Annotated in this window: 20 protein-coding genes; 8 read left to right on the top strand and 12 right to left on the bottom strand. The window is 37.3% G+C overall.

Going from position 1 to position 24561, the window contains the following annotated elements; translation table 11 throughout:
• Positions 1-15: 15 nt before the first annotated feature.
• From ACKU4N_RS16305 to guaB, 6 genes are all read right to left on the bottom strand, one after another.
• The gene (locus ACKU4N_RS16305; RefSeq protein ID WP_321318152.1) at positions 16-1596 is read right to left on the bottom strand and encodes an OstA-like protein; all 1581 of its coding nucleotides are present in this window, start codon (positions 1594-1596) and stop codon (positions 16-18) included.
• A 6-nt stretch (positions 1597-1602) separates the two neighbouring features.
• A complete protein-coding gene (locus ACKU4N_RS16300; RefSeq protein WP_321318150.1) occupies positions 1603-2568 on the bottom strand; it encodes an AAA family ATPase in 966 nt (321 codons plus the stop codon).
• A gap of 79 nt (positions 2569-2647) precedes the next feature.
• Positions 2648-4000 carry a peptidylprolyl isomerase gene (locus tag ACKU4N_RS16295; protein ID WP_321318148.1) on the bottom strand — a complete coding sequence of 451 codons (1353 nt, stop codon included), beginning with the start codon at positions 3998-4000 and terminating at the stop codon, positions 2648-2650.
• 10 nt (positions 4001-4010) lie between these two features.
• Entirely contained in the window at positions 4011-4853 is an 843-nt protein-coding gene (locus ACKU4N_RS16290; RefSeq protein ID WP_321318146.1) for a hypothetical protein, read from the bottom strand.
• A complete protein-coding gene (locus ACKU4N_RS16285; protein ID WP_321318144.1) occupies positions 4846-6465 on the bottom strand; it encodes a peptidylprolyl isomerase in 1620 nt (539 codons plus the stop codon). The genes ACKU4N_RS16290 and ACKU4N_RS16285 overlap by 8 nt, the downstream gene beginning before the upstream one ends.
• A gap of 81 nt (positions 6466-6546) precedes the next feature.
• Positions 6547-8016: an IMP dehydrogenase gene (gene guaB, locus ACKU4N_RS16280; protein ID WP_101310147.1), complete on the bottom strand. Its 1470-nt coding sequence runs from the start codon at positions 8014-8016 to the stop codon at positions 6547-6549.
• A 180-nt stretch (positions 8017-8196) separates the two neighbouring features.
• Here guaB and ACKU4N_RS16275 point away from each other — a divergent pair, with 180 nt between their 5' ends.
• From ACKU4N_RS16275 to ACKU4N_RS16240, 8 genes are all read left to right on the top strand, one after another.
• The gene (locus ACKU4N_RS16275; protein WP_321318143.1) at positions 8197-10104 is read left to right on the top strand and encodes a RecQ family ATP-dependent DNA helicase; all 1908 of its coding nucleotides are present in this window, start codon (positions 8197-8199) and stop codon (positions 10102-10104) included.
• Positions 10105-10203: 99 nt separating this feature from the next.
• The gene (locus ACKU4N_RS16270; protein ID WP_321318142.1) at positions 10204-10833 is read left to right on the top strand and encodes a DUF5063 domain-containing protein; all 630 of its coding nucleotides are present in this window, start codon (positions 10204-10206) and stop codon (positions 10831-10833) included.
• 43 nt (positions 10834-10876) lie between these two features.
• Entirely contained in the window at positions 10877-11461 is a 585-nt protein-coding gene (locus tag ACKU4N_RS16265; RefSeq protein WP_321318141.1) for a 3'-5' exonuclease, read from the top strand.
• A 147-nt stretch (positions 11462-11608) separates the two neighbouring features.
• The gene (locus tag ACKU4N_RS16260) at positions 11609-12796 is read left to right on the top strand and encodes a class I SAM-dependent rRNA methyltransferase (protein ID WP_321318140.1); all 1188 of its coding nucleotides are present in this window, start codon (positions 11609-11611) and stop codon (positions 12794-12796) included.
• 124 nt (positions 12797-12920) lie between these two features.
• Complete coding sequence (locus ACKU4N_RS16255; RefSeq protein ID WP_156195275.1) at positions 12921-14129, top strand: DEAD/DEAH box helicase; 1209 nt, start codon at positions 12921-12923, stop codon at positions 14127-14129.
• A 19-nt stretch (positions 14130-14148) separates the two neighbouring features.
• Complete coding sequence (locus tag ACKU4N_RS16250) at positions 14149-15351, top strand: protoporphyrinogen/coproporphyrinogen oxidase (protein WP_321318137.1); 1203 nt, start codon at positions 14149-14151, stop codon at positions 15349-15351.
• A gap of 27 nt (positions 15352-15378) precedes the next feature.
• A complete protein-coding gene (locus ACKU4N_RS16245) occupies positions 15379-17511 on the top strand; it encodes a Tex family protein (protein WP_321318136.1) in 2133 nt (710 codons plus the stop codon).
• A gap of 39 nt (positions 17512-17550) precedes the next feature.
• Positions 17551-17787 (top strand): hypothetical protein, encoded by a 237-nt coding sequence (locus tag ACKU4N_RS16240; RefSeq protein WP_124992192.1) that lies wholly within the window; start codon positions 17551-17553, stop codon positions 17785-17787.
• Between the two features lie 144 nt (positions 17788-17931).
• Here the strand turns inward: ACKU4N_RS16240 and ACKU4N_RS16235 are convergent, their stop codons facing one another.
• From ACKU4N_RS16235 to ACKU4N_RS16210, 6 genes are all read right to left on the bottom strand, one after another.
• Positions 17932-18657: a head GIN domain-containing protein gene (locus ACKU4N_RS16235; RefSeq protein ID WP_321318133.1), complete on the bottom strand. Its 726-nt coding sequence runs from the start codon at positions 18655-18657 to the stop codon at positions 17932-17934.
• A 194-nt stretch (positions 18658-18851) separates the two neighbouring features.
• On the bottom strand, positions 18852-19670 hold the full coding sequence (cobA, locus tag ACKU4N_RS16230; protein ID WP_321318131.1) for a uroporphyrinogen-III C-methyltransferase: 819 nt from the start codon (positions 19668-19670) through the stop codon (positions 18852-18854).
• Between the two features lie 113 nt (positions 19671-19783).
• Positions 19784-21487 carry an NADPH-dependent assimilatory sulfite reductase hemoprotein subunit gene (locus ACKU4N_RS16225; RefSeq protein ID WP_321318129.1) on the bottom strand — a complete coding sequence of 568 codons (1704 nt, stop codon included), beginning with the start codon at positions 21485-21487 and terminating at the stop codon, positions 19784-19786.
• 81 nt (positions 21488-21568) lie between these two features.
• Complete coding sequence (locus ACKU4N_RS16220) at positions 21569-23344, bottom strand: assimilatory sulfite reductase (NADPH) flavoprotein subunit (RefSeq protein WP_321318127.1); 1776 nt, start codon at positions 23342-23344, stop codon at positions 21569-21571.
• 33 nt (positions 23345-23377) lie between these two features.
• Positions 23378-23860, bottom strand: coding sequence for a precorrin-2 dehydrogenase/sirohydrochlorin ferrochelatase family protein (locus tag ACKU4N_RS16215; RefSeq protein WP_321318125.1), 483 nt, complete (start codon positions 23858-23860; stop codon positions 23378-23380).
• Positions 23861-23871: 11 nt separating this feature from the next.
• Positions 23872-24102 (bottom strand): DUF2061 domain-containing protein, encoded by a 231-nt coding sequence (locus tag ACKU4N_RS16210; RefSeq protein ID WP_124992186.1) that lies wholly within the window; start codon positions 24100-24102, stop codon positions 23872-23874.
• Positions 24103-24561 lie beyond the last annotated feature (459 nt).

The raw sequence follows: 24561 nt of genomic DNA, 5'->3' as shown, positions 1-24561 counted from the left end.
AAAAAAAGGGACTTTTTATAAAGTCCCTTTTTTTATTGGTTTTTTTTCGGATGTATTTAGTTTTCGAATTGGCGTATATTCTTTCCAGATAAATATGTCTTCCTTTGATTTTGGCTGGTATTCTTCAAGCCATTGAAAGTCTTTAAGAAATTTCATTTCATTTTCAACTTCGAATAAAGGATACATATTTCCATCAGGCTTTTTAAGAAAGATAATTTTGTCAATTTTATTGTTTTCGATAAGAATACTGATATTGCTGCTCTTGGCAATATTCATTCCCATAATTACTTCCTTGTCAACAGGGTAATATAAAGTTTCCCCATTTCCTTTAATGTCAAGTTTGTAAAGTTTGTTGTCTTTAACATGCCCGAGCATATTTCTACCTTTTATCTGATTGAAAAAAGTGGTGTCTTCTTTCGCTGTTAAAAAGGAAGATCCTCTAAAATGCAGATAACGAACTGCTTCATTTTGGGTTTCAATGCCAATTGTATCAGCCACCATCTGGTTTTGTTGGGCCCAAAGAACAGGATCATTGAATAATCTGACAGTAGAATCCTGCATGGTATAAACTAATGAATCGCACATTCCCTGCATATCCGTACGGTAAAATCTTACATGATGAAAAGCCTTAATCCGTTCAAAATTGGCTGTATCTTTTTCGATCTTTAGAGTATCGGAATGAAGAAAAAGAGAATCTCTATCAGTAATCTGAATAAAGACTGCCGAATCGGTTATTAGAGCCTCCTCTGTATTCTTAAACGTTTCAAGATAATTGCCCTTCAATATTAAATTATTTACTGTGTCGCGCAATTCAACATTATTAAAGATACGGGCAAGTTCGTTGTTCCTGTCCAAATAAATACTATCACCTTTAATTTGATAAGATTTACTGTCAAGAGTTGTATTTTTAAAGAATTGAGAGATATTTGATTCTGTATTGTACCAGCCATCTTCCGAATATAAGGTTTCTTTTTCTCCAACAATTTTAGTTGGTCCTAGAATAAAAGCAACCTTACTAACCGTATTGTATTTTAAAGTATCTGAATATAGCGTGTAATCTGTAGTTACAGCTTTTACACTATCTTTAAAAAACAGCAGTTCCTGTTTTGTATAATACCTTCCAATATCACTGGTAAGAGTATTTTCTGCGTCAACAATTTTTCCGCCGTTAAAGTAGTACCCTACGCTTTCGTTCATGTCAAAATCAAGAAATTGCGTAGTAACCGTTACCGATTTGTTTTTCAGTTTTACGTTATTTCTCAATTCAGCAAATTTGGTATTGCCATAATATTTTAAGTAGTCTCCGTAAATATGAACGGTGTCGGCATTAATAATATGAACATTTCCAAATGCCTCTAAAGTGTTTAGTTTTTCGAATTGGTAAGCACTGTCACAATACATTTTTATATCGCCATGTGTAATAAAAACATTGCCTAAAAACTTATTGAGAACCGGATCTGAGTTTCTTACAAACTGAACCTCATCGGAATTTTTGATCAGAACTTTCGATTTCTTTTGAGCAGATGACGAAAGATTTGCCAGACAGATAATGCCTGTAAGTAATGTAAATATGTATCGGTTAGCTTTGCTAAGCATTTTTTGTTACTTTAATAGTTCTTGTATGATATTTTCAATACTGATTCCTTCGGCTTCAGCTTTGTAATTCTTCATGATTCTGTGTCGAAGAATTGATACTGCAACCTCTTTCACATCTTCAATATCCGGAGAATATTTTCCTGACAGCAAAGCGTTGGTTTTTGCCCCGATTACTAAATATTGCGATGCTCTGGGGCCTGCTCCCCAATTAATGTATTCGTTGGCCATACTATGAGAATGCTCTGTGTTTGGCCTTGTTTTGGCTGCTAAGTTAACAGCATATTCCAAAACATTTCTATTAATCGGGACTTTCTGAATCAATTTCTGATAGTACAGTATTTGTTCCGCCGACATTATTTTATCAAGTGCAATTTCTTTGCCAGAAGTTGTGTTTTCAACAATTGCCAACTCATCTTCAATTTTTGGATAATCAAGGTAGATGCTAAACATAAATCGATCCAATTGTGCTTCGGGAAGGGGATAGGTTCCTTCCTGCTCTATTGGATTCTGCGTAGCGAGAACAAAAAATGGCTTTTTAATCGGATAAGTTTTACCGTTTACAGTAACCATTTGTTCCTGCATTGCTTCTAAAAGTGCTGATTGAGTTTTAGGAGGAGTCCGGTTTATTTCATCAGCAAGAAGAATATTTGCAAACAAAGGACCTTGAATAAAGTTGAATTTTCTGTCATTGTTCAATATTTCAGTACCAATGATATCCGAAGGCATTAAGTCGGGAGTAAACTGAATTCTCTGGTATTTTAAATCGAGAACCTGAGCTATTGTGTTCACTAAGAGTGTTTTAGCTAATCCTGGAACGCCAACAAGTAAGCAATGTCCATTACTAAAAATGGAGATTAATACTTTTTTGATAATATCATCCTGGCCATAAATTTTTTTCCTGATTTCAGCAGTTAGTTTTTGGTAATCTGCTTGCAGGGTATTTGCGGCTTCAACTTCAGTTTTAAAATTCATAGGATTCCTTCTTGATTATTGCCGTTAATAAATCAGACACAGCCTAGGCTGTGTCTGATTTATTATGTTGGTATTTTATTTACTTTATCCAGCCTTTGAATCGGAATTTAGCATTTTTATAGGTGTCGTCAACATGAACATAGGTCTTTTCCTGTTTCTCGGAAATCCATTTGTTCAGAATTTTTTGTTGTTTCTGGTTTGTCAGCATATTTTCAAATATGCTCCAATCATCAGCTAAATTTGCTTTATGTGCTTTTGTTTCTGATTTTATTTTAATCACCTTATAGGCATCCTTACCTCCTGTAACATCCAGAAAAGCTGAAGATATTTCATTTAATTTAAGGTCGTTTACAGTTTTAGATACTGCCGGAGGTAAATTATCCTTTTCGAATTTAGAGGCTCCGGTGTAAGGATTTACAAGTAATCCCCCGTTATTTCGGGTATCTTCATCATCTGAGAAATAAAAGGCAGCCTCTGCAAAATCCATTTTGTCCTCACGAATTAAATTGGCAATACTATCCAGTTTATTAATGGCAGAGGTTCTTTCAGCCTCTTCAATTTTCGGTTTTAGAAGTATATGACGCACATTGATGCGTTCCCCTTTTCTATCTATTAGTTGAATAATATGGAATCCAAATTCAGTCTCAACTATTTTCGAAACTTTATCTGTTTTTAAATTAAATGCAACATTTGCAAATTCAGTTACCAAACTGGATCGTGGCATATATCCAAGCTCTCCGCCTTTTTGTGCACTTCCAGGATCTTCCGAATAAAGAACTGCTAGTGTTGCAAAGCTATCGCCATTTAGAACTCTTTCCCGATATCCTCTTAACTTGGTTCTGATTCTGTCTTTTTCATTATCCGAAACCTGAGGGTATTTTACGAGTTGCTGAATTTGAAGTTCTCCTGGAATAGTTGGCAGGCTATCCTGAGGAATCGAATTGTAAAATTCGCGTACTTCAGCAGGAGTGATATGAATATTCTTTGTGATTTCAGCCTGCATTTTTTCCTTTATACGTTCGTCGCGGGTATCGTCGCGAAGATCGTTTTTCATATCAATAATGCTTTTGTTGAAATATTGTTCCAGTTTTTCTTTGGATCCGATGCGCTGAATATACATTTCCATCTTGCGTTGCAACTGATCTTCAACTTCCTGATCGGTTACCTCGATACTATCAACTTGCGCTTGAGCAATCATTAGTTGTTGAATCAAAAGATCTTCAAATATTTCAGTCTTTAAATCAACACTCCCGGAAGTGTATCCCTGAGCTTGCATGCTTAAAAATCTGTTTTCTACATCCGATTTTAGAACCACTTGATTCCCAACAACAGCAATTACTTTATCTACCACATTATCTTGAGCATTGGCAGAAAAAACACCAATTAAAATCAAGGCTAAAAGAGTATTGAATTTCTTGAAAATGTTATGCATATTTTATGGATTAATAAATTTTGAATTTGTTTTTGGATTCAGCATCCCTGTAAATGTTTTCTTCCAAATTTTTAATAAACTGAATTTTACGTTTGTTTAATAATATTTTTTTAATGTCTTCCTTAACAAAAGGTAAAGGAGCAAGATTGTCTTTTAGTTCAAATTCCTGAATTTTCACAAAATAATGATGTGTTGAATCACTTGTTTCATAGTATTTTGTGTGCTTAAGAAACTTATCTTCATCTTTGATACTACCTGGAAGTTTATTCAAAAGTTCTTGAGCATAAATCCAACGATCGCTAAAATTATCAAATTTTGTGGCATTTTGAAAACAGTAGTCCTCCAATTCGGACCAATCGTCTTCTTTTTCCGATTTGTAAAGCTTTTGAACTTCTGAAAGATTGGGAACAGGAATAGGAACTTTTATGTACAATGCCTTAAGAATGTTTCGGTTTAAAATGAAATTGGCAGAATAATTCCTATAATAATTTTCGATTTCAAATTGACTAACCAGAGTGTCAATTTTCTGTTCTATTAATTGTTGTTGGTATTTGTGAATTATTAGTGATGATCTGTAGTCTTCAACCATCTTACTAACATCTTTATCTTCCTCTGATAGGTTGAGTTCTGCTTTTGATATAATAAGTTGTTTTTTAATCCACTGATGGGTATAGTTTTGGGCAATAAGAAGACTGTCCTCCTTGCTTATGCCATTTGGAATCACCTCTTTAACGGTACTTAAATAAAGAATGTTGTCATTTACTTTTGCTACAGGCTTGTCGTTTTTACTTTTATTCGAATTGCATGAATAAAGAATTACAACAAGTAGTAATAGTAAGGAATATTTAGTCATTTTGTTGTTGAACTATTTTGTTTAATGTTGATTGTGAGATTTCAATTTTGTAATTTTTTCGCAATTGATTTTCCCAAACTTCTTTTAAATACAGTTTGTAATCTGAAGCAACCTCTTGTTTAATACTTTCGAAATCAACATTGTTGTTGTATCTATTTATTTGGTTTTGATAGAATTCCATCAAACCTTTATTGTTGTGTTTTGCCGGCAACCAAACTTTTTGTTTTGTAATGCCCAAAACCAATACTCTGTTTTCAAAATTCTGAATCAGATTTATGAGATCGTTATTGTTCTCAAGTAACTGATTTTTGTAAAAGGCTAAGATACTATTGTTTGAGAAATTATCGTAAATTCGGTTGATGTATTCTATAAAATTTTCATAAATATCTTTAGATGCCTGTTGGCTAAGATAGTTTGCAAAATCTTCCTGGGTATATTCCTTTCCGTCTATTGTGAAAAGTGGCTCCCATAAATCAGCATAGGCATAATCTAAAATGGAATAAAAATTAGAAAGAAGCTCTCTGTTTTCTTTAAATTGATAGTCTTTTTTGATTTTAGCAATCAATTCTTCAGTACTTAGTTTTGAACGACTATCTGATGCAATTAGTCGTTGAATTTCTTCTCTGCAATCGTCTAATGAAGAGTAGTTTTTTTTATCGGTTAATTGTAAAATATGATATCCGAAATTGGTTTTAACGGGTTTCGATATTTCTCCAATTTCTTTTAATTGAAATGCTGTTTTTTCAATTTTCGGGTGTGTTTCAAATAATCCGAACCAAGGAAGAATGCCTCCTGATGGAGCTGATCTTTTATCTTCGGAATAATTTTTTGCTAATTGTGCGAAATCAGCACCTTTCATAAGTATTGTATAAAGCGAATCAATTTTTTGTTTTATTTCCGATTCATTTTCAGGTTGATAGTCGAGTAGTATGTGTCTGATTTTTACTTTTCCAGGATTTGGTATTTTTTCCAGAATTTGAATAATATGATACCCAAATTTCGTTCTTATGGGTTTTGAGAATTCGCCAATTTCCAATTTGTAAGCCGCAGATTCAAACCGATATTCCATGTCGAATGCGGTAAAATAACCTAATTCTCCATGGTTTTCTTTTACAGATTGATCATCTGATTTTTTTCGTGCCGTTTTTTCAAATGATTTTCCTTGCAGCAGTTCCAGGTAAATTTCCTGTGCTTTCTGATAAGCGGGAAGTGTATCGTTGGCCCGTTTGCTGATTTTCACTAAAATATGTCTCGCTCTAAGAAAATACTGGATCCGATTGAAAGCTTCCTGAGTTTTTTCTTCAGTTATAACGGTAGGGTAAAGAAACGAGTTAAGGGCAATGTCTCTGTTGATTTGTAATTCGTGTTTTACTTCGGGAAGTGTATCAATCTTTAATTTTTTTGCTTCGGCTAATTTTACTTGAAACAGGATGTAAAGATCCAGAGCTTCTTCTATGGATAACTGATTGTTTGCTTGGTATAGTTCTTTAAACTCCTGAGAAGAGAAAGGAGTGTTGTTTATTGTAAAAAGGGTATCTGTTGGATGTGATTGTCCAAAGCTTGCCATTTGGCAGCATAAAATTATCGATAGATAAAAGAATACTCTCTTCATTTAGCGGATTTAATGTGATCATTGAATCGCAAAAAAATGGTAACCTGTGCGCGACAGGCTACCATGAAATATCAGATATGACTATCTGCTGTAATTTGGAGCTTCGCGGGTAATTGCAACATCATGAGGATGACTTTCTGCCATTCCCGAAGCAGTTATTTTTACAAATTTAGCATTGTGAAGTGCTTCGATATTAGGAGCACCACAATAACCCATTCCGGCTCTTAGTCCGCCTACCAATTGATAGATAACTTCATAAAGAGTTCCTTTATAAGGTACACGGGCTACAATTCCTTCCGGAACTAATTTTTTAATATCATCTTCAGCATCCTGAAAGTAGCGGTCTTTTGATCCTTGCTGCATGGCTTCAATGGATCCCATACCTCGGTATGATTTAAATTTACGACCATTGTAAATGATCGTTTCTCCCGGAGATTCTTCAACACCGGCAAATAAAGAACCTGCCATAATTGAATCTGCACCGGCAGCAATTGCTTTTACAATATCACCGGAGTAACGTAAACCACCATCTGCAATAACAGGAACACCTGTTCCTTCAAGGGCTTTTGCAATTTCATAAATCGCGGTAAGCTGAGGAACACCAACACCTGCAATTACACGTGTGGTGCAAATAGAACCAGGACCAATCCCAACTTTTACAGCATCAGCACCTGCTTCAACTAAAAATAAAGCGGCTTCAGGAGTTGCAATGTTTCCAACAACAAACTGCATGTCGGGAAATCTTTTTTTCGCAATTTTAAGCAGATCGGCTACACCTTTTGTGTGTCCGTGAGCTGTATCGATAATAATTGCATCGGCATTTGCATGCACCAATGCTTCAATTCTGTCGAGAGTATCGCCGGAAACACCTACAGCAGCGGCTACTCTCAGTCTCCCTTTTTCATCTTTACATGCCAAAGGCTTGTCTTTTGCTTTGGTGATATCTTTATAAGTAACCAGACCAATTAATTTATTGTCGGAATCAATTACTGGTAATTTCTCAATTTTATAGGCCTGAAGAATTGCTGCAGCCTTTTCGAGGTCGGTTGAAACCGAAGTCGTCACCAGATTTTCTTTGGTCATTATTTCAGAAATAGGGCGATCCATATCCAACTCGAAACGAAGATCACGATTGGTTACAATACCTTTTAATGATTTGTCTGATTCGACAACAGGAATGCCGCCAATTTTAAATTCTTTCATCAATGCTAATGCATCTTTAACTGTTTTGTAGGAAGCAATAGTGATAGGATCATAAATCATCCCATTTTCTGCTCTCTTCACAGTCATAACCTGTTTGGCCTGAGATTTAATACTCATATTTTTGTGGATAACGCCAATCCCACCTTCACGGGCAATAGAGATGGCTAAAGCCGATTCGGTTACAGTATCCATTGCAGCTGATACAATTGGAGTGTTCAGAGTAATGTTACGGGTGAAACGGGTTTTTAGATTTACATCTCTGGGTAATACTTCCGAGTACGCAGGAACTAAAAGTACATCATCAAAAGTCAGGCCGTCAGAAATAATTTTATCAGATACAAATGACATTATGCAATAATTTTAGATTTAAATTGCATGCGAAATTACAAAAAAATAGTAGAACAGAGATTGTTCTGAATTCTAAAAAGTGTTAATTAGTTGATTCATTTCAAAAGTTACTATTTTTAATTTATTATTTATCTTCCACAATCGTGTTTCTTTTAATTAAATTAGTTGTAATTCAGTTCAATGGATCGTTTTAACGGGATTCTAAAAAAATATTGGGGTTATGCAGGTTTTCGACCTTTGCAGGATGAGATTATAAAATCTGTTGCTGAAGGAAAGGATACGCTTGGTTTGATGCCAACAGGAGGAGGGAAGTCTTTGACTTTTCAGATTCCTGCATTGGCGATGGAAGGGATATGCCTTGTTGTTTCTCCTTTAATCGCTCTAATGAAAGATCAGGTTCAAAACCTAAAAGACAAAGGCATCAAGGCTGAGCTTTTGTATTCCGGATTGACACCGAAAGAAATTGAAATCATCCTGAACAAGTGTTTATTTGGAAATATTAAGTTTCTGTATGTATCGCCCGAGCGAATAGGTTCAGATTTATTTCAAGTAAAATTAAGGCAAATGAACGTTTGTCTGATTGCAGTTGATGAATCGCATTGTATATCGCAATGGGGTTATGATTTTCGGCCAGCGTATTTAAAAATCAAACACTTGCGGGAGTTGCTTCCCGAAGTGCCAATTTTGGCTTTAACGGCCACGGCAACGCCTGATGTAGTTAATGATATTCAGGATAAATTGGGATTTAAGAATAAGAATGTTTTTCGTAAGAGTTTTGAACGCAGGAATTTAATTTACCTGGTTAGGGAGGTTGAAGATAAAAAGAGATATCTGCTAAAAATATTTAGTAAGCAGAGTGGTAGTTCGGTTGTATATGTCCGAACTAGAAAAAGGTGTAAGGAATTAGCCGAATTTTTAAAAACAAATAATATTAAGGCGGAATATTATCATGCCGGCTTATCAAATGAGGTGAAGGATTTTCGTCAGGGCAGATGGAAAAGGGGCATTTTTCAGGTGATGGTTGCGACCAATGCTTTCGGAATGGGAATTGATAAAGCCGATGTGAGAACCGTAGTTCATATGGATTTGCCTGATTCGCTGGAAGCTTATTTTCAGGAGGCTGGTCGTGCAGGCCGCGATGGCAAAAAAGCCTTTGCTGTATTACTGTACTCGAAACCGGACAGAGTGCAATTGTTGAAACGGGTTTCTACTTCTTTTCCTGAAAAAGACACGATCAAAAGAGTGTATCAGTCGGTGGGGAACTTTTTGCAGGTTGCAGAAGGGGCTGGAAAGGATGCCGTTTTCGATTTCGATTTAGCCTTGTTCTGCCAGAATTTCAAATTAAATGTGCTTCAGGCTTTTAATAGTTTAAAGGTTTTGCAAAGAGCTGGATATTTAGAGCTTACTGATGATTTGGAGCACGAATCAAGAATACATTTTCGAATTGAAAGAGATAATTTGTATAAATTTCAAGTAGCAAATAAAGATTTTGATGCGTTTATAAAAGTTCTTCTTCGGTCTTTTACTGGTTTGTTTACCGATTTTGTTCCTGTTAATATCGATTTGTTGGCAAAACGGACAAAAACATCTAAGGACTTAATTATTTTTTATTTGAAAGAATTATCTAAATACAGGGTGATTCAATACATTCCCAGAAAAAAGACACCATTCATAATTTATACTCAGGAACGATTACCGCTTAATTTTATAAAGTTTACTGCGGATGTTTATCAGGATCGAAAGGAAAATTTATCTCAGAAAATTAATGCGGTAATTAACTACGCTGAAACAACGACAATCTGTCGTTCGAAATATTTATTGGAGTATTTCGGACAAGGGCACGCTCCTGAATGCGGGCAATGTGATATTTGCAGGGAGGCCGCAGGAAATAACTTAAGCAAGGACGAGTTTGCTAATATTTATAATGAAATTTGCGCCGCATTGGGCAAGAAAACTTTATGTATTGATGAGATTATTAAAGTGTCGAAACACTCAGAAGAATCGGTTTTGGAGGTGATTCGCTTTTTGAAAGACAATGAAGAAGTTGAGTCCCTGGATGGTAATTGTATTCGTTGGATCTACTTTTAACTCTTGTTTTTATTCTTTTGTAAGCAGTAGTATATTACTATTCTGCCAAATATTCGTAAAATCTTGTTATTTTTGCATGCTTATAGTATTAGATAGAAGATGAAAGATCAGTTTGACCATATTGTTTATTCAAAAAATGTTATCGAGTTTGTTGCAGTTGCCAATGAGTTTTGTTTGCTATTGGAAACCTGCGCTAAGATATCAAAGATTGAATTTATTGAAACAGCTCAGAAGTTATTGCCTTTGCTTTACTTAAAGGCATGTTTGTTGCCTAAAAATGAAACAGACCTGGAGGAAGAGATTGAAAAATTTGTGTCTGAATCGGATTGGGAATTTATTCATTCATCGGTTCAGTCAAAAATGGGAGCTCACGATCAGTATCTTGAAGTGTTCGAAGAGGATATGGAATATAGTGAAACGCCTGTTATTGCTTCAGTTTCAGAGAATTTTGCCGATGTTTATCAGGATTTAAAGGATTTTCTTACTTCCTACAGAATTGGCACAATGGATGTGATGAACGAGGCATTGTGGGATCTAAACAATAGTTTCTATCAACATTGGGGACAGAATTTAGTAAATTCATTGCGGTCAATCCATAATTTGGTGGCAAAAAACGAAAATCTTGATGAGGAGATTGAAGATTCTGATCGCACTAAATTAGATAATATCGACTTAAGTGACTCAATCTTTTCGCAGAGGAAAAGAGAATGGGGAGAAGACGATCAATAGATGGGAAAATAAATTCATGTTTTCCTTAGAAAAAGAGTAATAGATGTTACCATTTCAAAAATCAATTACAAAGGAAGAAGTAAACGAATTGCCATTACAGGGCTTTGATGGTGAAATTGTTCTAGTCGATCGAGACATGGAACTGGATGATGCTGTTCAGTATTTGAAAAAGTTTCCAATTTTGGGATTCGATACCGAAACACGACCGTCGTTTAAAAAAGGTAGAGTGAATGATGTAGCTCTACTGCAATTGGCGGCTAATTCCAAGACTTTCCTTTTCAGGATTAATAAAATAGGTTTACCGGAGCAATTGCTTGATCTCCTTGCTGATCCGAAAATTATGAAAGTAGGGGCTGCTATAAAAGATGATATTCGGGGATTGCAAAAATTGAATGATTTTGATGCCAACGGTTTTCTTGAGTTGCAGGAATATGTCTCAAAATTTGGGATTGAAAGTTTTTCTCTGAAAAAATTGTCAGCGATTGTTCTTAATTTCAGAATCTCGAAGCGCCAGCAGGTTTCCAACTGGGAAGCTGAAGAGCTAAGTTCAGGACAATTAAAATATGCAGCTACTGATGCTTGGGTATCCCTTAAAATATTCGAAAAGCTAAAGGCTTCAATCGTATAGTAAACAAAGTTTTATTAAGAGAATTCTTCTTTAGTATCTGTCCTAATTAAATAAATTTGAATTGTTATTTTTAAGGAGAGAATCAGAGGCGAAAATTATTTTCCCGACTGGATTTCTCTCTATTCAAAAAGAAAAGAAATTTCCAAAATGATAAATTATCCAAAAGTTATCCTTAAGCAAGGGAAAGAACATTCTATTAAACGATTTCATCCCTGGATTTTTTCGGGAGCGGTAAGTAGAGTGGACGAAGGGTTGGAAGAAGGAGATTTGGTTGCTGTTTATTCGGCAAAAGAAGAGTTTTTAGGGATCGGGCATATTGCTATTGGATCCATTGTGGTGAGAATTATTTCTTTCGAAAAGGTAGAGATCAATCTTGATTTTTGGGTGGGAAAATTCGAATCGGCCTGCAATATGCGTAAAGCAATTGGTTTGTATGGAACTGCAGATAACAATGTTTGTCGTTTGGTGCATGGTGAGGGAGATGGATTATCTGGATTAATCATCGATTTTTATGCGGGAACAGCGGTGATTCAATGTCATTCGGTTGGGATGTATTTGCATCGCGAAGAAATTGCGAAAGCACTACTAGCCGTTTTGGGTGATGATTTAAAAGCTGTTTACGATAAATCGGAAGGAACAATTCCTTTTAAATCAGGAATTGAGCCGAAGAATGAATATTTGTATGGAAATACAGATTCGTTTGTTGCTCTGGAGAATGGATTGAAATTCAATGTTGATTGGTTAAAAGGACAAAAAACAGGATTTTTTATCGATCAGCGGGAGAACAGAAGCCTTTTGGAGCAATACTCAAAGGGACGATCGGTGTTGAATATGTTTTGTTATACCGGAGGATTCTCCTTTTATGCAATGCGTGGAGGTGCCGATTTGGTGCATTCTGTTGACAGTTCGGCAAGAGCTATTGAGATTACAAAAGAAAATGTTGAATTAAATTTCCCGGAGGATGCCCGTCATGAGGCATTTTCAGAGGATGCATTCAAATATTTGGATCGGTCAGCAGGAAAATATGATTTGATTGTATTGGATCCACCCGCTTTTGCAAAACACAAAAATGTGCTTGCGAATGCTTTAAAAGGATACAAACGATTAAATACAATAGGTTTTGAACAGATAAAGAGTGGTGGAATTCTATTTACTTTTTCTTGTTCGCAGGCGGTAAGTAAGGAGGATTTTCGAAAAGCCATTTTTGCAGCAGCAACGAGTGCCGGAAGAACAGTACGGATTCTTCATCAGTTAACACAACCGGCCGACCATCCTGTTAATATTTACCATCCTGAGGGAGAGTACCTGAAAGGACTGGTTTTATATGTAGAGTAGTATAAATATTTTCACAGAGGAATTAGTAACAGAATTATCAGTTTTTTGTATCTTCCCTGTCGCTTGATATTTAGTTGGTTTTCAAATTTGAAAATCCAGTAATCAATAAGTAAATCGAAAAAAATTGAAGTTTTCAGAATTTAACTTTACACCTGAATTAATGGATGGGCTTGCAGCCATGGGGTTCGAAACTCCTTCTCCTGTTCAGGAACTTGCTATACCTCAAATCATCGACAACAAGGATTTAATTTGTTGTGCACAGACAGGTACCGGAAAAACCGCAGCCTATTTGCTGCCAATAATGGATAAAATACAAAAGAATAAAATTGATGGTTTTAGCACTTTAATTTTAGTGCCAACCCGTGAACTGGCGATGCAAATTGATCAGCAAATGGAAGGTTTTGGCTATTTCGTATCGATTACATCGCTTTCGGTTTATGGAGGTGGAGACTCTTCAGTTTGGGATCAGCAGAAAAAGGGATTAATGGAAGGCGCTGATATTGTAATCGCCACTCCTGGCCGAATGATTTCTCATTTGAGTCTGGGCTATGTAAACACATCTAAATTAAAGCATTTAATTTTAGATGAGGCGGATAGAATGCTCGATATGGGGTTCTTTGACGATTTAATGCAAATTATTGGTCATTTGCCGAAAGAGCGTCAGAATTTAATGTTTTCGGCTACTATGCCATCTAAAATTCGCGAATTGGCAGGAACTATGATGAATAATCCTGAGAGCATCAATATTGCCATTTCTAAACCGGCCGAAGGAGTTTTGCAAGCGGCATATATGCTTTATCCTGAGCAAAAAATACCTTTGATAAATCATTTGTTAAGAGACAAGGATATTAAGAGTATTATTATTTTTTCTGCTACAAAGTTGAATGTAAAAGCAATTACCAAAGATCTAATAAGGCATAAATTTAAAGCCGCAGGGATTCAATCTGATTTGGAGCAAAAGGAACGGGAAGACGTTCTTCGTGATTTCAAAAACAGAAAGTATCAGATTTTGGTGGCCACAGATATAATTGCCCGGGGAATCGATATCGATTCAATCGACTTGGTGATTAATTTTGATGTGCCTCATGATGCGGAAGATTATGTGCATAGAGTTGGCCGGACAGCAAGAGCCGAAACCGAAGGTGTTGCAATTACATTAATTACTCCCAAAGATCAAAACGATTTTAAAAAGATTGAAGATTTGATTGAATCCTCAGTTTATAAAATTCCTGTGCCCGAAGAATTAGGAGAAGCTCCTGAGTACAATCCAAAGTCATATAGTGGAGGCGGGAAGAAGAAATTTTTCAAGAAAAAGAATTTCAAAAAGAAATAAATGTAAACGAACCCAAATCATGAACCATTCTAAAGTATACGACATGATTGTTGTGGGCGCCGGTATCAGCGGATTAAGCCTCGCCTGCCAAGTTGCCCAAAAAGGAAAACAAGTTCTTGTATTAGAAGGTGATAATAGAATTGGCGGTTGTTTAAATACTCACTACCACGATAAAAATGATTTTTGGGTGGAAATGGGAGCGCATACTTTCTATGCTTCCTATACAAACCTGATTGCGTTAATTCAGTCTGCAGGATTGGAACCAAGTATTGAGCCAAGAGCCAAGGTGGGAATGAAAGTGTTTACCGACCGGCACGAGAAAATCATGTCGGGGGTAAGCAAATGGGAATTGTTAACATCCGGGCCAAAATTGTTTTTCTCGAAACGAGATGGCAAAACGGTGAAGGAATATTTCGGGAATATTGTTGGTAAAAAGAACTATGACAAGGTTTTTAACCGCATGTTTAGTGCAGTAATTGTTCAAAATGCAGATGACTTTTCTGCAGAATTTTTCTTGAAGCGACGAAAAACAAAAAGTAAGGAACATCCTAAAAGTTTTATCCTGAAAAAGGGAATGCAGAGTTTTATGAATGCATTGTCCGAAACTGAAAATATTACTTTGCTTACAGGGCAGAAAGTGGTTTTGGTTCAAAAAGAGAATGAGGTGAGCGTAACAACAGAATCAGGAGAAGAATTCAACGCGAAAGATATTGCTTTTGCTGTAACTCCATCGGTTGCCGGAGGTTTACTTGCTGAGATAAATTCCGATTTGGCTGCTAAACTGAAAGAATATACCACCAAAAATATTTTATCGAGAACTGTTGTCCTGCCAAAGGAAAAATTGTCTTTCGATCCGGTTTCTTTTATTATTCCTTTGCAAGGCTCTTGCCTTTCGATGGTGACACGAGATGTAATGGAGCACAAGGAATCGAGAGGATTTGCTTTTCATTTCGAAGAAAATAATATCCGAAAAGAAGAACAAGTGGCTTTAATGGCTGAAATGCTTGGTGTTGATGAATCTGATTTGGATGAGACTATTGTGGCAAATCACCGGTTACCTGTACTGGATTTGGGACACAAAGAAAGAATTCAGGAGATTCAGAAATTGGCAGAACAGGCAGGAGTTTATTTGACCGGCAATTATTTTAACGGACTTTCGTTAGAAGATTGTGTAGAGCGTTCGCGGCATGAATGTGAACGGTACATGAAAAATAACAGCTAAAAATACAGTCTTATTATCAAAAATAACATGACGCAAAAATACATAGATCACATAAAGAAAAGCTTGCAGTTGCAGGCTTTTCAGGTTGAAAATACCTTGCAGCTTTTAAGTGAAGGAGCTACTTTGCCATTTATTTCCCGTTATAGAAAAGAGATGACAGGTAGTTTGGACGAGGTGCAGATTGGCAATATAAAAGACGAAATTGCCCGTTTAACGGAGCTGGATAAACGACGCGAAAGTATTCTTGATTCCATTGAGAAACAGGACAAGTTGACTGATGATTTGAAGCAACGAATTATGGCATGTGGTGAGTTAAATCAGTTGGAAGATTTGTATTTGCCTTACAAACAAAAAAGAAAAACCAAAGCGGTAAAGGCCAGGGAAAAAGGATTGGAACCACTGGCGAAAATTCTGATGAAGCAGGAGGAACGTGATGTAGAAGGTCGTGTAGCTCAGTTTTTGTCGGATGAAGTGCCAAACACCGAGGAAGCTTTGCAGGGGGCACGCGATATTATTGCCGAGTGGGTGAACGAGAATGAGATAGCCAGAAATTCGGTTCGAAGTATATTTCAGCGTCAGGCGGTAATCCGTTCCAAAGTGGTTAAGGGAAAAGAGGAAGAAGGCGAGAAATTCAAAGATTATTTTGAGTCGGAAGAGCCTCTGAAACGAGTAGCTTCTCATAGAATACTGGCTTTGCGAAGGGGCGAGGCCGAAGGAGTTTTGCGGGTAAGCATTGCTCCGGATGAGGAGGAAGTATTGGATCGGTTGAACCGGCTTTTTGTGAAAGGAAATACTGCCGCTTCCCAGCAGGTTGAACTGGCAGTTAAAGATGCCTACAAAAGATTATTGGGATCGTCACTGGAAACAGAGTTTGCAAACACGTCCAAAGAAGCTGCCGATAAGGAAGCCATTCGTGTGTTTTCAGAGAATTTGAGACAACTGCTTCTTTCATCTCCGCTGGGACAAAAACGTGTTTTGGCTTTAGATCCGGGTTACCGAAGTGGATGTAAAGTGGTTTGTTTGGATGCGCAGGGAAATTTGCTGCACAATGAAACTATTTATCCGCATCCTCCGCAAAATCAGGGAAGTATGGCGGCTAAAAAGCTGACCAACATGGTCGAGACTTATAACATTCAGGCCATTGCAATTGGTAACGGAACAGCCAGCAGAGAAACAGAACGTTTTGTAACCAATCTTCATTACGATCGAAAAGTACAGGTTTTTGTAGTGAGCGAGGCCGGAGCGTCTATTTACTCCGCATCGAAAGTAGCCCGCGAAGAGTTTCCCGAATATGATGTTACCGTGCGTGGTGCAGTTTCCATTGGCCGCCGGTTAATGGATCCATTGGCCGAGTTGGTGAAAATTGAAGCCAAATCGATAGGTGTTGGACAATATCAGCACGATGTAGACCAGAGTTTATTACAACAAAGCCTCGATCAGGTGGTAGAATCCTGTGTAAATAAGGTGGGTGTTAACTTGAACACGGCCAGTAAGCATTTGTTGAACTACGTGTCGGGTTTAGGCCCGCAATTGGCTCAGAATATTGTTGATTACCGTGCCGAAAACGGAGCTTTCAATACCCGTAAAGAGATATCCAAAGTGAAACGAATGGGCGCAAAGGCGTTCGAGCAATGCGCAGGTTTCCTTCGTATTCCCAATTCCGAAAATCCATTGGATAACTCAGCTGTGCATCCCGAATCGTATGGCATTGTAAAACAAATGGCGAAGGATCTAAAGTGTTCGGTGGCCGATTTAATTGCCGATCAGGAATTGCGTAAGCAAATCGACTTGAATAAATATGTTAGCGACGAGGTCGGATTGCCTACCCTGAAAGATATTATGGAGGAATTGGAAAAGCCGGGCCGCGATCCGCGAACCATTATTAAGGTATTCCAGTTTAAAGAAGGAATTTATAAAGTAGAGCAGTTGGAAGTGGGTATGGAGTTGCCGGGAATTGTAACCAATATCACCAATTTTGGCGCCTTTGTTGATGTTGGCGTGAAACAGGATGGTTTGGTTCATATCTCGCAGCTGGCAAACCGGTTCGTGTCCAATCCGGCCGATGTGGTTCAATTGCATCAGCACGTAAATGTAAAAGTTACCGAGGTTGATGCTGCCCGAAAAAGAATTCAATTATCAATGAAAGATTGCGAGCAGTAAATTTTCTACCATTTTTACAAAATCAGAAAACGAGAAATTATGGAATTTAACGATCAGGAAGTAATTGTTGATTGCCCGCATTGCAAGGGTGAAATCATTGTGAATATTTTAGAAATCACAAATCATCATACAGTAAGTTGTCCAAAGTGTGGGAAGAAAGTAGATTTATCGGCAAATGATCCTTCTGCAAAATTAGGCATTCCGAAAACCTACATGCCGTTCGAAGGTCTGGGTGATTATCTGAAACAAGTAGAGGAGAAGAAAAAGAAGAAATAATTCATAAACCTCTGTGTCCCTCAGTGCTCTCTGTGGGAGAAAAAAATAAAAATAAATTTTGACCATAGAGTACACAAAGTATCGCAGAGAAAAAAGGTGAGAATTGAAAGAGGCATTTCCGAAAAGAAATGCCTCTTTGTAGCTCTAACGACGATTAACATCTCCACCGCTCGAGTCACTTACGTTTACTTTTGAAGGATTACCGTAGTAGTTGACATCACCACCGGAACTTGCGCTGGCTTCAATTTCTTCTTCTGCATAAACAGTAACATCGCCACCACTTGACGCTTTTGCTTTACAAACTTTTGCGATTAATTCTTTCGCTTTTAGATCGCTGCCACTGCTTGCTTTACCAGCAAAAAAATCAGCTTTTCCTCTTAGTGTGGCATCAGCACCAGAGCTAACACTGCAGCTTAATTCTTTAGCATTTAATTCCATTTTGGCATCGGCGCCGCTGCTTACCGAAATATCTAATTTCTCTGCGTTTATCATGTTTCTGGTTTTGAAATCTGCTCCGCTTGAAACGTGTATTTCGGTAACATTTACCAGAGTAAGGTAAATATTCATTTTAGTTGCCCTGCGGATATTACCATCTACTTTAAGAATCAGTTCGTTTCCTTTTACACGGGTAATAATGTATTCCATAAGATTTTCGTCAGCTTCAACACGTAAAGATTCTTTGTCGCCCTGAGTCACATATACGTTCAATCCACTACTTGCCGAAATTGCAGAGAATGATCCAATTTCACGATCTTGAGTCTGAACATTACCGTTCCCTTTTTCGCCCCAAAACTGGGCACTTGTATTTCCTGTAAGCAGAAAAGTAAGACCTACAATTAGAAGGGAGGCCTTTTGGATAATTTTTTTCATAGGTATTTGTGTTTTAAGTGAAAATGTTAATCAGTATATAAGACGCCGTGAACGTGAATTAAGTTACAGCTTAAATAAAAAAAGCAGAAATTCATAAGAAAGTCTGCTTTTGATATTTTGAAGAAAAGACGAGTAAATTGAGTGGAGTGTTGCACAGAATCTATTTGTTCTGTATTGCATATTCATCTGAATTTTTAAAACAGGTTTAAAAATGGTTGTCTGATAAAGTTTTTAATTCTACTCGAAACGGCTGCTTTGCCTCTTAAACTAACTTCTCTGCTTCCAGGAATTTGAGTGTGATTTCCCAATACTATTACTGCTGGTGACGCCGGCAATCCGCTGTTTTTTATTTGGCTGAAAAACTTTGTGTTCCCGCTTATCACATCACTGTCTGTATAGCTAACCTTCGATACTACATTGATATTGGTTTCCTTAGATAATTTTTTGTGAAGCTCATCAGCCATGTCTTTTAAATGTTCAAGCCCCATATAGATTACAACGGTATCATTGTTCTCAATTTCCCTGATAATTTCGTTTAAAGCACTTTTTTCACCACCAACTTTTACGGCAGAATGAAAATGAATGCCCGATGATTTCCCTCTTTCAGTAAGGGGAATCCAAAACTCACTGGAGGCGGCCATAGCAGCGCTGATTCCTGGAATCAGTTCAAACTCTAAACCCGCTTCCAGCAGGAAACGAATTTCCTCAACCCCTCTGCCGTAAACCATTGGGTCGCCCGACTTCAATCTCACTACCTCACTGCCCAGCAAGTAATACATCAGCATCTGATCATGAATATATTCTTGTCTGCTTACCGGATTTTTGCCATCACCTGATCGCTTCCCTACATTAATAAGAATCGCTTTGTTGGGAAACAGAGCACGAACTTCATCGGTAATTAAGGCATCGTATAAAATAACATCTGCATTCTGAATGCTTCGTAAAGCTTTTATTGTGAGCAGATCGGCAGCACCGGGTCCGGCACCAACAATCCATATTTTTCCTTTTTTCATATAATGATATTTTTAACCACAAAGGGAACACAAAGGACTTCTCAAAGTCCCCTTCAGGGGATTTAGGGGTTTCTAGACTTTCGACCTTTCAAGACCTTTTGACTTTCCTATGTTTAATGCTTAAAATCCTTGGGATTCACAATTTCTGCTATGTATTGTTTGCGGATCACGAAATCACCAAATTCTTCACCTTTTGTTCTGTTTTCGGAATAATCTTTAAGAATCGGACGAAGCTCATTCAGTATTTCTATCTCGTTCACATTTTCGCGATACAGGTTGTTCAGGCGTGTTCCCTTAAAATTGCCACCCAAATAGAAATTGTACCTTCCAGGAGCTTTTCCGATAAAGCCTATTTCGGCTACGTAAGGTCTTCCACAACCATTGGCACAACCCGTCATTCGAATCACAATTTCATCCTTGGTTAAGCCAAATTCCTGAAGGCTGTCATCAATTTTATCGATCAAGAAAGGAAGATATCTTTCTGCTTCAGCAAAAGCCAGACTGCATGTGTTTAGAGCAACACAGGCAATAGAGTTGGCTCTTGTCCCGGAAATTGTCTGAGGCAAAAGCTGGTGTTTTTTCAGAATCTGACTGATTTTACCTTTGTTTTCTTCCTCAATCTTGCCTAGAATCAGGTTTTGATTCCCCGTTAACCTGAAATCTGAAATATTAAAATTTGCAATTTCCTGCAATGCCGATTTTATTTTGATCTGATCAACATCTTTCACTCTTCCGCCTTCAATAAAAAGACCCAAATACCAAAGGCCATCTTTGGCTTTTTGCCATCCGAATTTATCACCGTTGCGTACTAAAGCATAGCTTTTTTCAGGCTCTAATGAGTAACCAAGCTTCTCATTCAGTAGTTCTTTAAATGCATCAACTCCAATTCTGTCGATGGTGTATTTTAAACGGGCATTCTTTCTCACTTTTCTATTTCCCAACTCCTTTTGCAAGAGTACTACTTTTTCAGCAACATCCACAGTGTTCTCTACCGAGGCAAAACCCAGAACATTTCCCAATCGGGGATAGGTTTCCGCATCGCCAAAAGTTGTTCCCATTCCACCGCCAACAACAATGTTGAATCCTTCCAGAACACCATTGTTTTCAATGGCAATAAATCCCAAATCCTGAGTGAAAATATCTGTATCGTTAAAAGGAGGAGTGGTAAATCCAATTTTGAACTTTCGTGGCAGATAAACAGGTCCGTACAAAGGCTCTACTTCGCCGGCACTCCCTTCGGCCACTTTCTTTTGGTCTAGCCAGATTTCGTAGTAGGCCGGAGTTCTTGGGGTTAAATGATCGCTCACTTTGCCAGCCAATTCCTGTACCTGATCGAAAACTTCGGATGCATACGGATGAGGACTGGCCATCACATTTCGGTTTACATCACCACAGGCAGCAATGGTATCGAGCAATGCCTTATTAATAGATTGAATACTTGGCTTTAGGTTTCCTTTCAAAACGCCGTGAAACTGAAATGCCTGCCGGGTAGTTAATTTGATGGTTCCGTTGGCATATTCATCTGATATTTGATCGATTTGCAGCCATTGCTTTGCATTTACAACACCGCCAGGCACTCTCACGCGAATTAAAAAGGAGTAATCTGGTTCCAGTTTGGTTTTCTTTCTTTCCCGTTCGTTATCCCGATCAAATTGTTGGTAAATGCCATGAAATTTAGAGACTTGTCTGTCATCAAGAGCAATGGCTCCTGTAATTGGGTCGGCAAGACTTGCCTCCAGTGTTCCGCGCAAATAGTTGCTTTCGGTTTTTATTTTTTCGACTTCGGACAATTCTGCCCAGTTGATATTATCTGACATAGGTTTTTTAATTATGAGTTGAGTAAGATTGAAATTGGATGCTTTGTGTTGTAAAAATTCATAATTTTTAACTCAGAATGATTAATATACATCAAGCAACAATCGCTTTTCTTTTTTCATATTTTTTAGATATTCTTCTGCTTTTTCAGAAGTTATTCCACCTTCGTTCTGAATAATTTCCAGTAAGCTTGTCTGAACATCTTTGGCCATGTATTTTTTGTCTCCGCAGATGTAAAAATGAGCACCGTTTTCGAGCCATTGAAATATTTCTTTCCCATTTTCCTTCAGTCGGTGCTGCACGTAAGCTTTTTCTTCCTGATCTCTTGAAAATGCAACATCTAATTTTTGAAGTATTCCTTTTTTAAGGAATTTCTGCCACTCAAGTTGATATAAAAAGTCTTTTTTGAACCGTTGATTTCCAAAGAATAACCAGCTTTTTCCTTTTGCCTTATTTTGTTCCCGTTCTTGCAAAAAGCTTCGGTAAGGAGCCACGCCGGTTCCTGCGCCAACCATAATCAGCGGTTTGTTTTCATCATCCGGTAAACGGAACGACTCATTTTTATCAATGTAAATGGGCAAATGATCGCCTACATTAATTTCATCGGTGATGTAAGAGGAACAAGCACCGTTTCTGTCGCGTTTTTTACGATTGTATCTTACCGAAGCAATGGTAATGTGAACTTCCTCAGGATTCGCTCTCGGACCTGAAGAGATAGAGTAGAGGCGTGCATATAAACCCCGAAGAGTAGATAAAAATTGATCGCTGGTAATTTCTCCAGGGTAATCTTCCAATAAGTCATATGCATCAGCTCCGTGAAGATAGTTTTCCAATTCATCCTCATTATTCAATAGCAGTTCAAGATCCTTATTCTGAGTTATGGCTTTGTACTTTTCAAGAACCTCGCGGTTCAAAACGGTTATTTCCAGCTTGTTTTGTAAGGCCCTAAATAAACTGATTTCTTTCTCATCAATTGTAACTATTCGTTCCGGATCATCTTCCAATTTGTCAATTATCAAGTCCACCAAATCAATAGGATTATTGGGCAAAATACCAATGCTGTCTCCCGCTGTATATTCAATACCTGAATTTTCTAATGAGATTTCAACATGGTAAATTTCTTTTTCAGAATCAGTCGTTGTGATTCTCACTTTTTCCAAAACTTCGGCATAGTATGGATTGGCGCGGTTAAATTTCTTCTTTGGCACAGAAGCGCTTGCAGATTTTATCGAAACAGCAGCTTCCGGCTCTAAGTTCTTCAATTCACCAATCACTTTTTCGATCCATTGTTCGGCGATTTCTTCGTAAGCAACATCACTGGTTTGAACCGGCAAAATTGCCTGCGCACCTAATTTTGTAAAAGCTAGATCGAAATCAATTCCTGTCTGGCAATACTTCTTGTAGGTTTTGTCACCCAAAGCAAGTACCGCATATTTGGTATCGGGTAGTTTTGGTGCTCTTTTGCCGTGCACATATTCGTACAAATCTTCAGCCTGAATAGGAGCTTCACCTTCACCATGTGTACTTACGATCAGGAAAAGGTATTTTTCCTTTTTCAAATCATTTTTCGTGTAAAAGTCAAGGCCTTGTATCTTCGCATCGAAGCCCAGTGCTAAAACTCTATCGTGAAGATCCATAGCTATTTCCTTGCTGTGTCCGGTATGCGTGCCAAATAAAATAGTGATACTTTCGGAAGATTTTTGATCGGAAATTATCGGAACATCAATTGCATTCTTTTTTCCATTAATAATCCCCGATAGGTATCCATTTACCCAAACCAATTGCTCGGCAGATAAATCTTGAATCAGCTTATTTAGCTGAGATAATTGTTCTTGATTGATTTGGAATTCTTTTCCCATGTTCTTTCAGTTATAGAAAATGTTATGCCACTATTAGTTAGCAATTAGTTGTTTTTGAAGCTGGTAATTTTCAAAGTAATCTTTCAGTTGATTTCGCATGCGAATCGATTCGTAAACATCTTCACCATTAGAACTTACAGCAACACTAATGTTTGAATGTTTGTAAATGGCGGGGGAAATGAACTCACAAAAATCTGGTTGATCGTGCACATTTAATAATACCCCGGCTTCTTTTGTGTCTCGCATTAATTGTCTTACAAAGGCAGGATCTTCAACACAGCTGTAGATTAAAAAATAATCTTTTAGCACTTCCTTGCTGTATTGTTTCTCGTGATAAACAACACCTGAATTTTTAATCCAGCTAATGATTTGAGGAGCAATCACCTCAATTAGATTTGTGCTCCGTTGTAATATTTTAAGTTTTTTATAGGCATCTTCATCGCCTCCAATAATTAAGATTTTTTTATCTGTTATATCTAAGGCTATTGGTAAAAAATGTTTTATCTGTTTCGACATGATTTCTCTTTTTAAATGTGATAATCAATGGGATGTTCTTTTTCTTTTCCTAATTGGATGTTATTCCATGTTCTTTCATGGATAAAATAGAGTCCCATTTTTGTAAACAACTCAACTCCGCCAATCGACATGGCCCATTTTAAATCTCCAATCACTAAATAGGAGATTAAGATGGTATCAATGGTTCCAATCGTTCTCCACGAAATGGTTTTTAGTACACTTCGGTATGTTTTTTCCTTCATTTTAATCGACTTACAAGAATAAAAAAAGTCCTTCTGCGCAGCAGAAAGACTCGATATGTAATGTTCATTTAGGTACATAACGAATTCTGCTAGGGTGGATTCCATAACATACACACACAACAACATGTTGCTGAATTGGTTCTGTTTGTTGTATGATTTGAATTTATATTCATCCTTGTGCGAAAAATATATTCTTGAATTGATTAAGTCTGTTGTTGAGATCATTTTGTCGAATAAAAAAAGCCTTTTTGCTGTTGCAAAAAGGCTCTTGAGAATATTCTGATATCTAATTCGTCAATTTAAGCTGTTCCTTTTTGCATAACAATACTTTCCATACACATACAACATGTTGTACACATACACAAAGACATTTTGTTATTTTGAAGAAATTGACTCATTGCTAAATAGGATATTTTGATCTGTTTATCGGATACAAGTTTAGGAAGATATATTGAGGAT

Origin of the sequence: Labilibaculum sp., assembly GCF_963664555.1 — a bacterium.
Lineage (GTDB): Bacteria > Bacteroidota > Bacteroidia > Bacteroidales > Marinifilaceae > Labilibaculum.
Note: the sequence above shows the minus strand (reverse complement) of the source record. Positions and strands in the feature narration are given on the sequence as shown.

Bases quoted from the DNA above. Each gene is read 5' to 3' on its own strand.
- ACKU4N_RS16250 (WP_321318137.1), top strand. From the start codon at position 14,149: ATGAACCATTCTAAAGTATACGACATGATTGTTGTGGGCGCCGGTATC.
- guaB (WP_101310147.1), bottom strand. From the start codon at position 8,016: ATGTCATTTGTATCTGATAAAATTATTTCTGACGGCCTGACTTTTGAT.
- ACKU4N_RS16240 (WP_124992192.1), top strand. From the start codon at position 17,551: ATGGAATTTAACGATCAGGAAGTAATTGTTGATTGCCCGCATTGCAAG.
- ACKU4N_RS16285 (WP_321318144.1), bottom strand. From the start codon at position 6,465: ATGAAGAGAGTATTCTTTTATCTATCGATAATTTTATGCTGCCAAATG.
- ACKU4N_RS16275 (WP_321318143.1), top strand. From the start codon at position 8,197: ATGGATCGTTTTAACGGGATTCTAAAAAAATATTGGGGTTATGCAGGT.
- ACKU4N_RS16295 (WP_321318148.1), bottom strand. From the start codon at position 4,000: ATGCATAACATTTTCAAGAAATTCAATACTCTTTTAGCCTTGATTTTA.
- ACKU4N_RS16305 (WP_321318152.1), bottom strand. From the start codon at position 1,596: ATGCTTAGCAAAGCTAACCGATACATATTTACATTACTTACAGGCATT.
- cobA (WP_321318131.1), bottom strand. From the start codon at position 19,670: ATGAAAAAAGGAAAAATATGGATTGTTGGTGCCGGACCCGGTGCTGCC.
- ACKU4N_RS16290 (WP_321318146.1), bottom strand. From the start codon at position 4,853: ATGACTAAATATTCCTTACTATTACTACTTGTTGTAATTCTTTATTCA.
- ACKU4N_RS16210 (WP_124992186.1), bottom strand. From the start codon at position 24,102: ATGAAGGAAAAAACATACCGAAGTGTACTAAAAACCATTTCGTGGAGA.
- ACKU4N_RS16215 (WP_321318125.1), bottom strand. From the start codon at position 23,860: ATGTCGAAACAGATAAAACATTTTTTACCAATAGCCTTAGATATAACA.
- ACKU4N_RS16265 (WP_321318141.1), top strand. From the start codon at position 10,877: ATGTTACCATTTCAAAAATCAATTACAAAGGAAGAAGTAAACGAATTG.
- ACKU4N_RS16300 (WP_321318150.1), bottom strand. From the start codon at position 2,568: ATGAATTTTAAAACTGAAGTTGAAGCCGCAAATACCCTGCAAGCAGAT.
- ACKU4N_RS16225 (WP_321318129.1), bottom strand. From the start codon at position 21,487: ATGTCAGATAATATCAACTGGGCAGAATTGTCCGAAGTCGAAAAAATA.
- ACKU4N_RS16220 (WP_321318127.1), bottom strand. From the start codon at position 23,344: ATGGGAAAAGAATTCCAAATCAATCAAGAACAATTATCTCAGCTAAAT.
- ACKU4N_RS16260 (WP_321318140.1), top strand. From the start codon at position 11,609: ATGATAAATTATCCAAAAGTTATCCTTAAGCAAGGGAAAGAACATTCT.
- ACKU4N_RS16270 (WP_321318142.1), top strand. From the start codon at position 10,204: ATGAAAGATCAGTTTGACCATATTGTTTATTCAAAAAATGTTATCGAG.
- ACKU4N_RS16235 (WP_321318133.1), bottom strand. From the start codon at position 18,657: ATGAAAAAAATTATCCAAAAGGCCTCCCTTCTAATTGTAGGTCTTACT.
- ACKU4N_RS16245 (WP_321318136.1), top strand. From the start codon at position 15,379: ATGACGCAAAAATACATAGATCACATAAAGAAAAGCTTGCAGTTGCAG.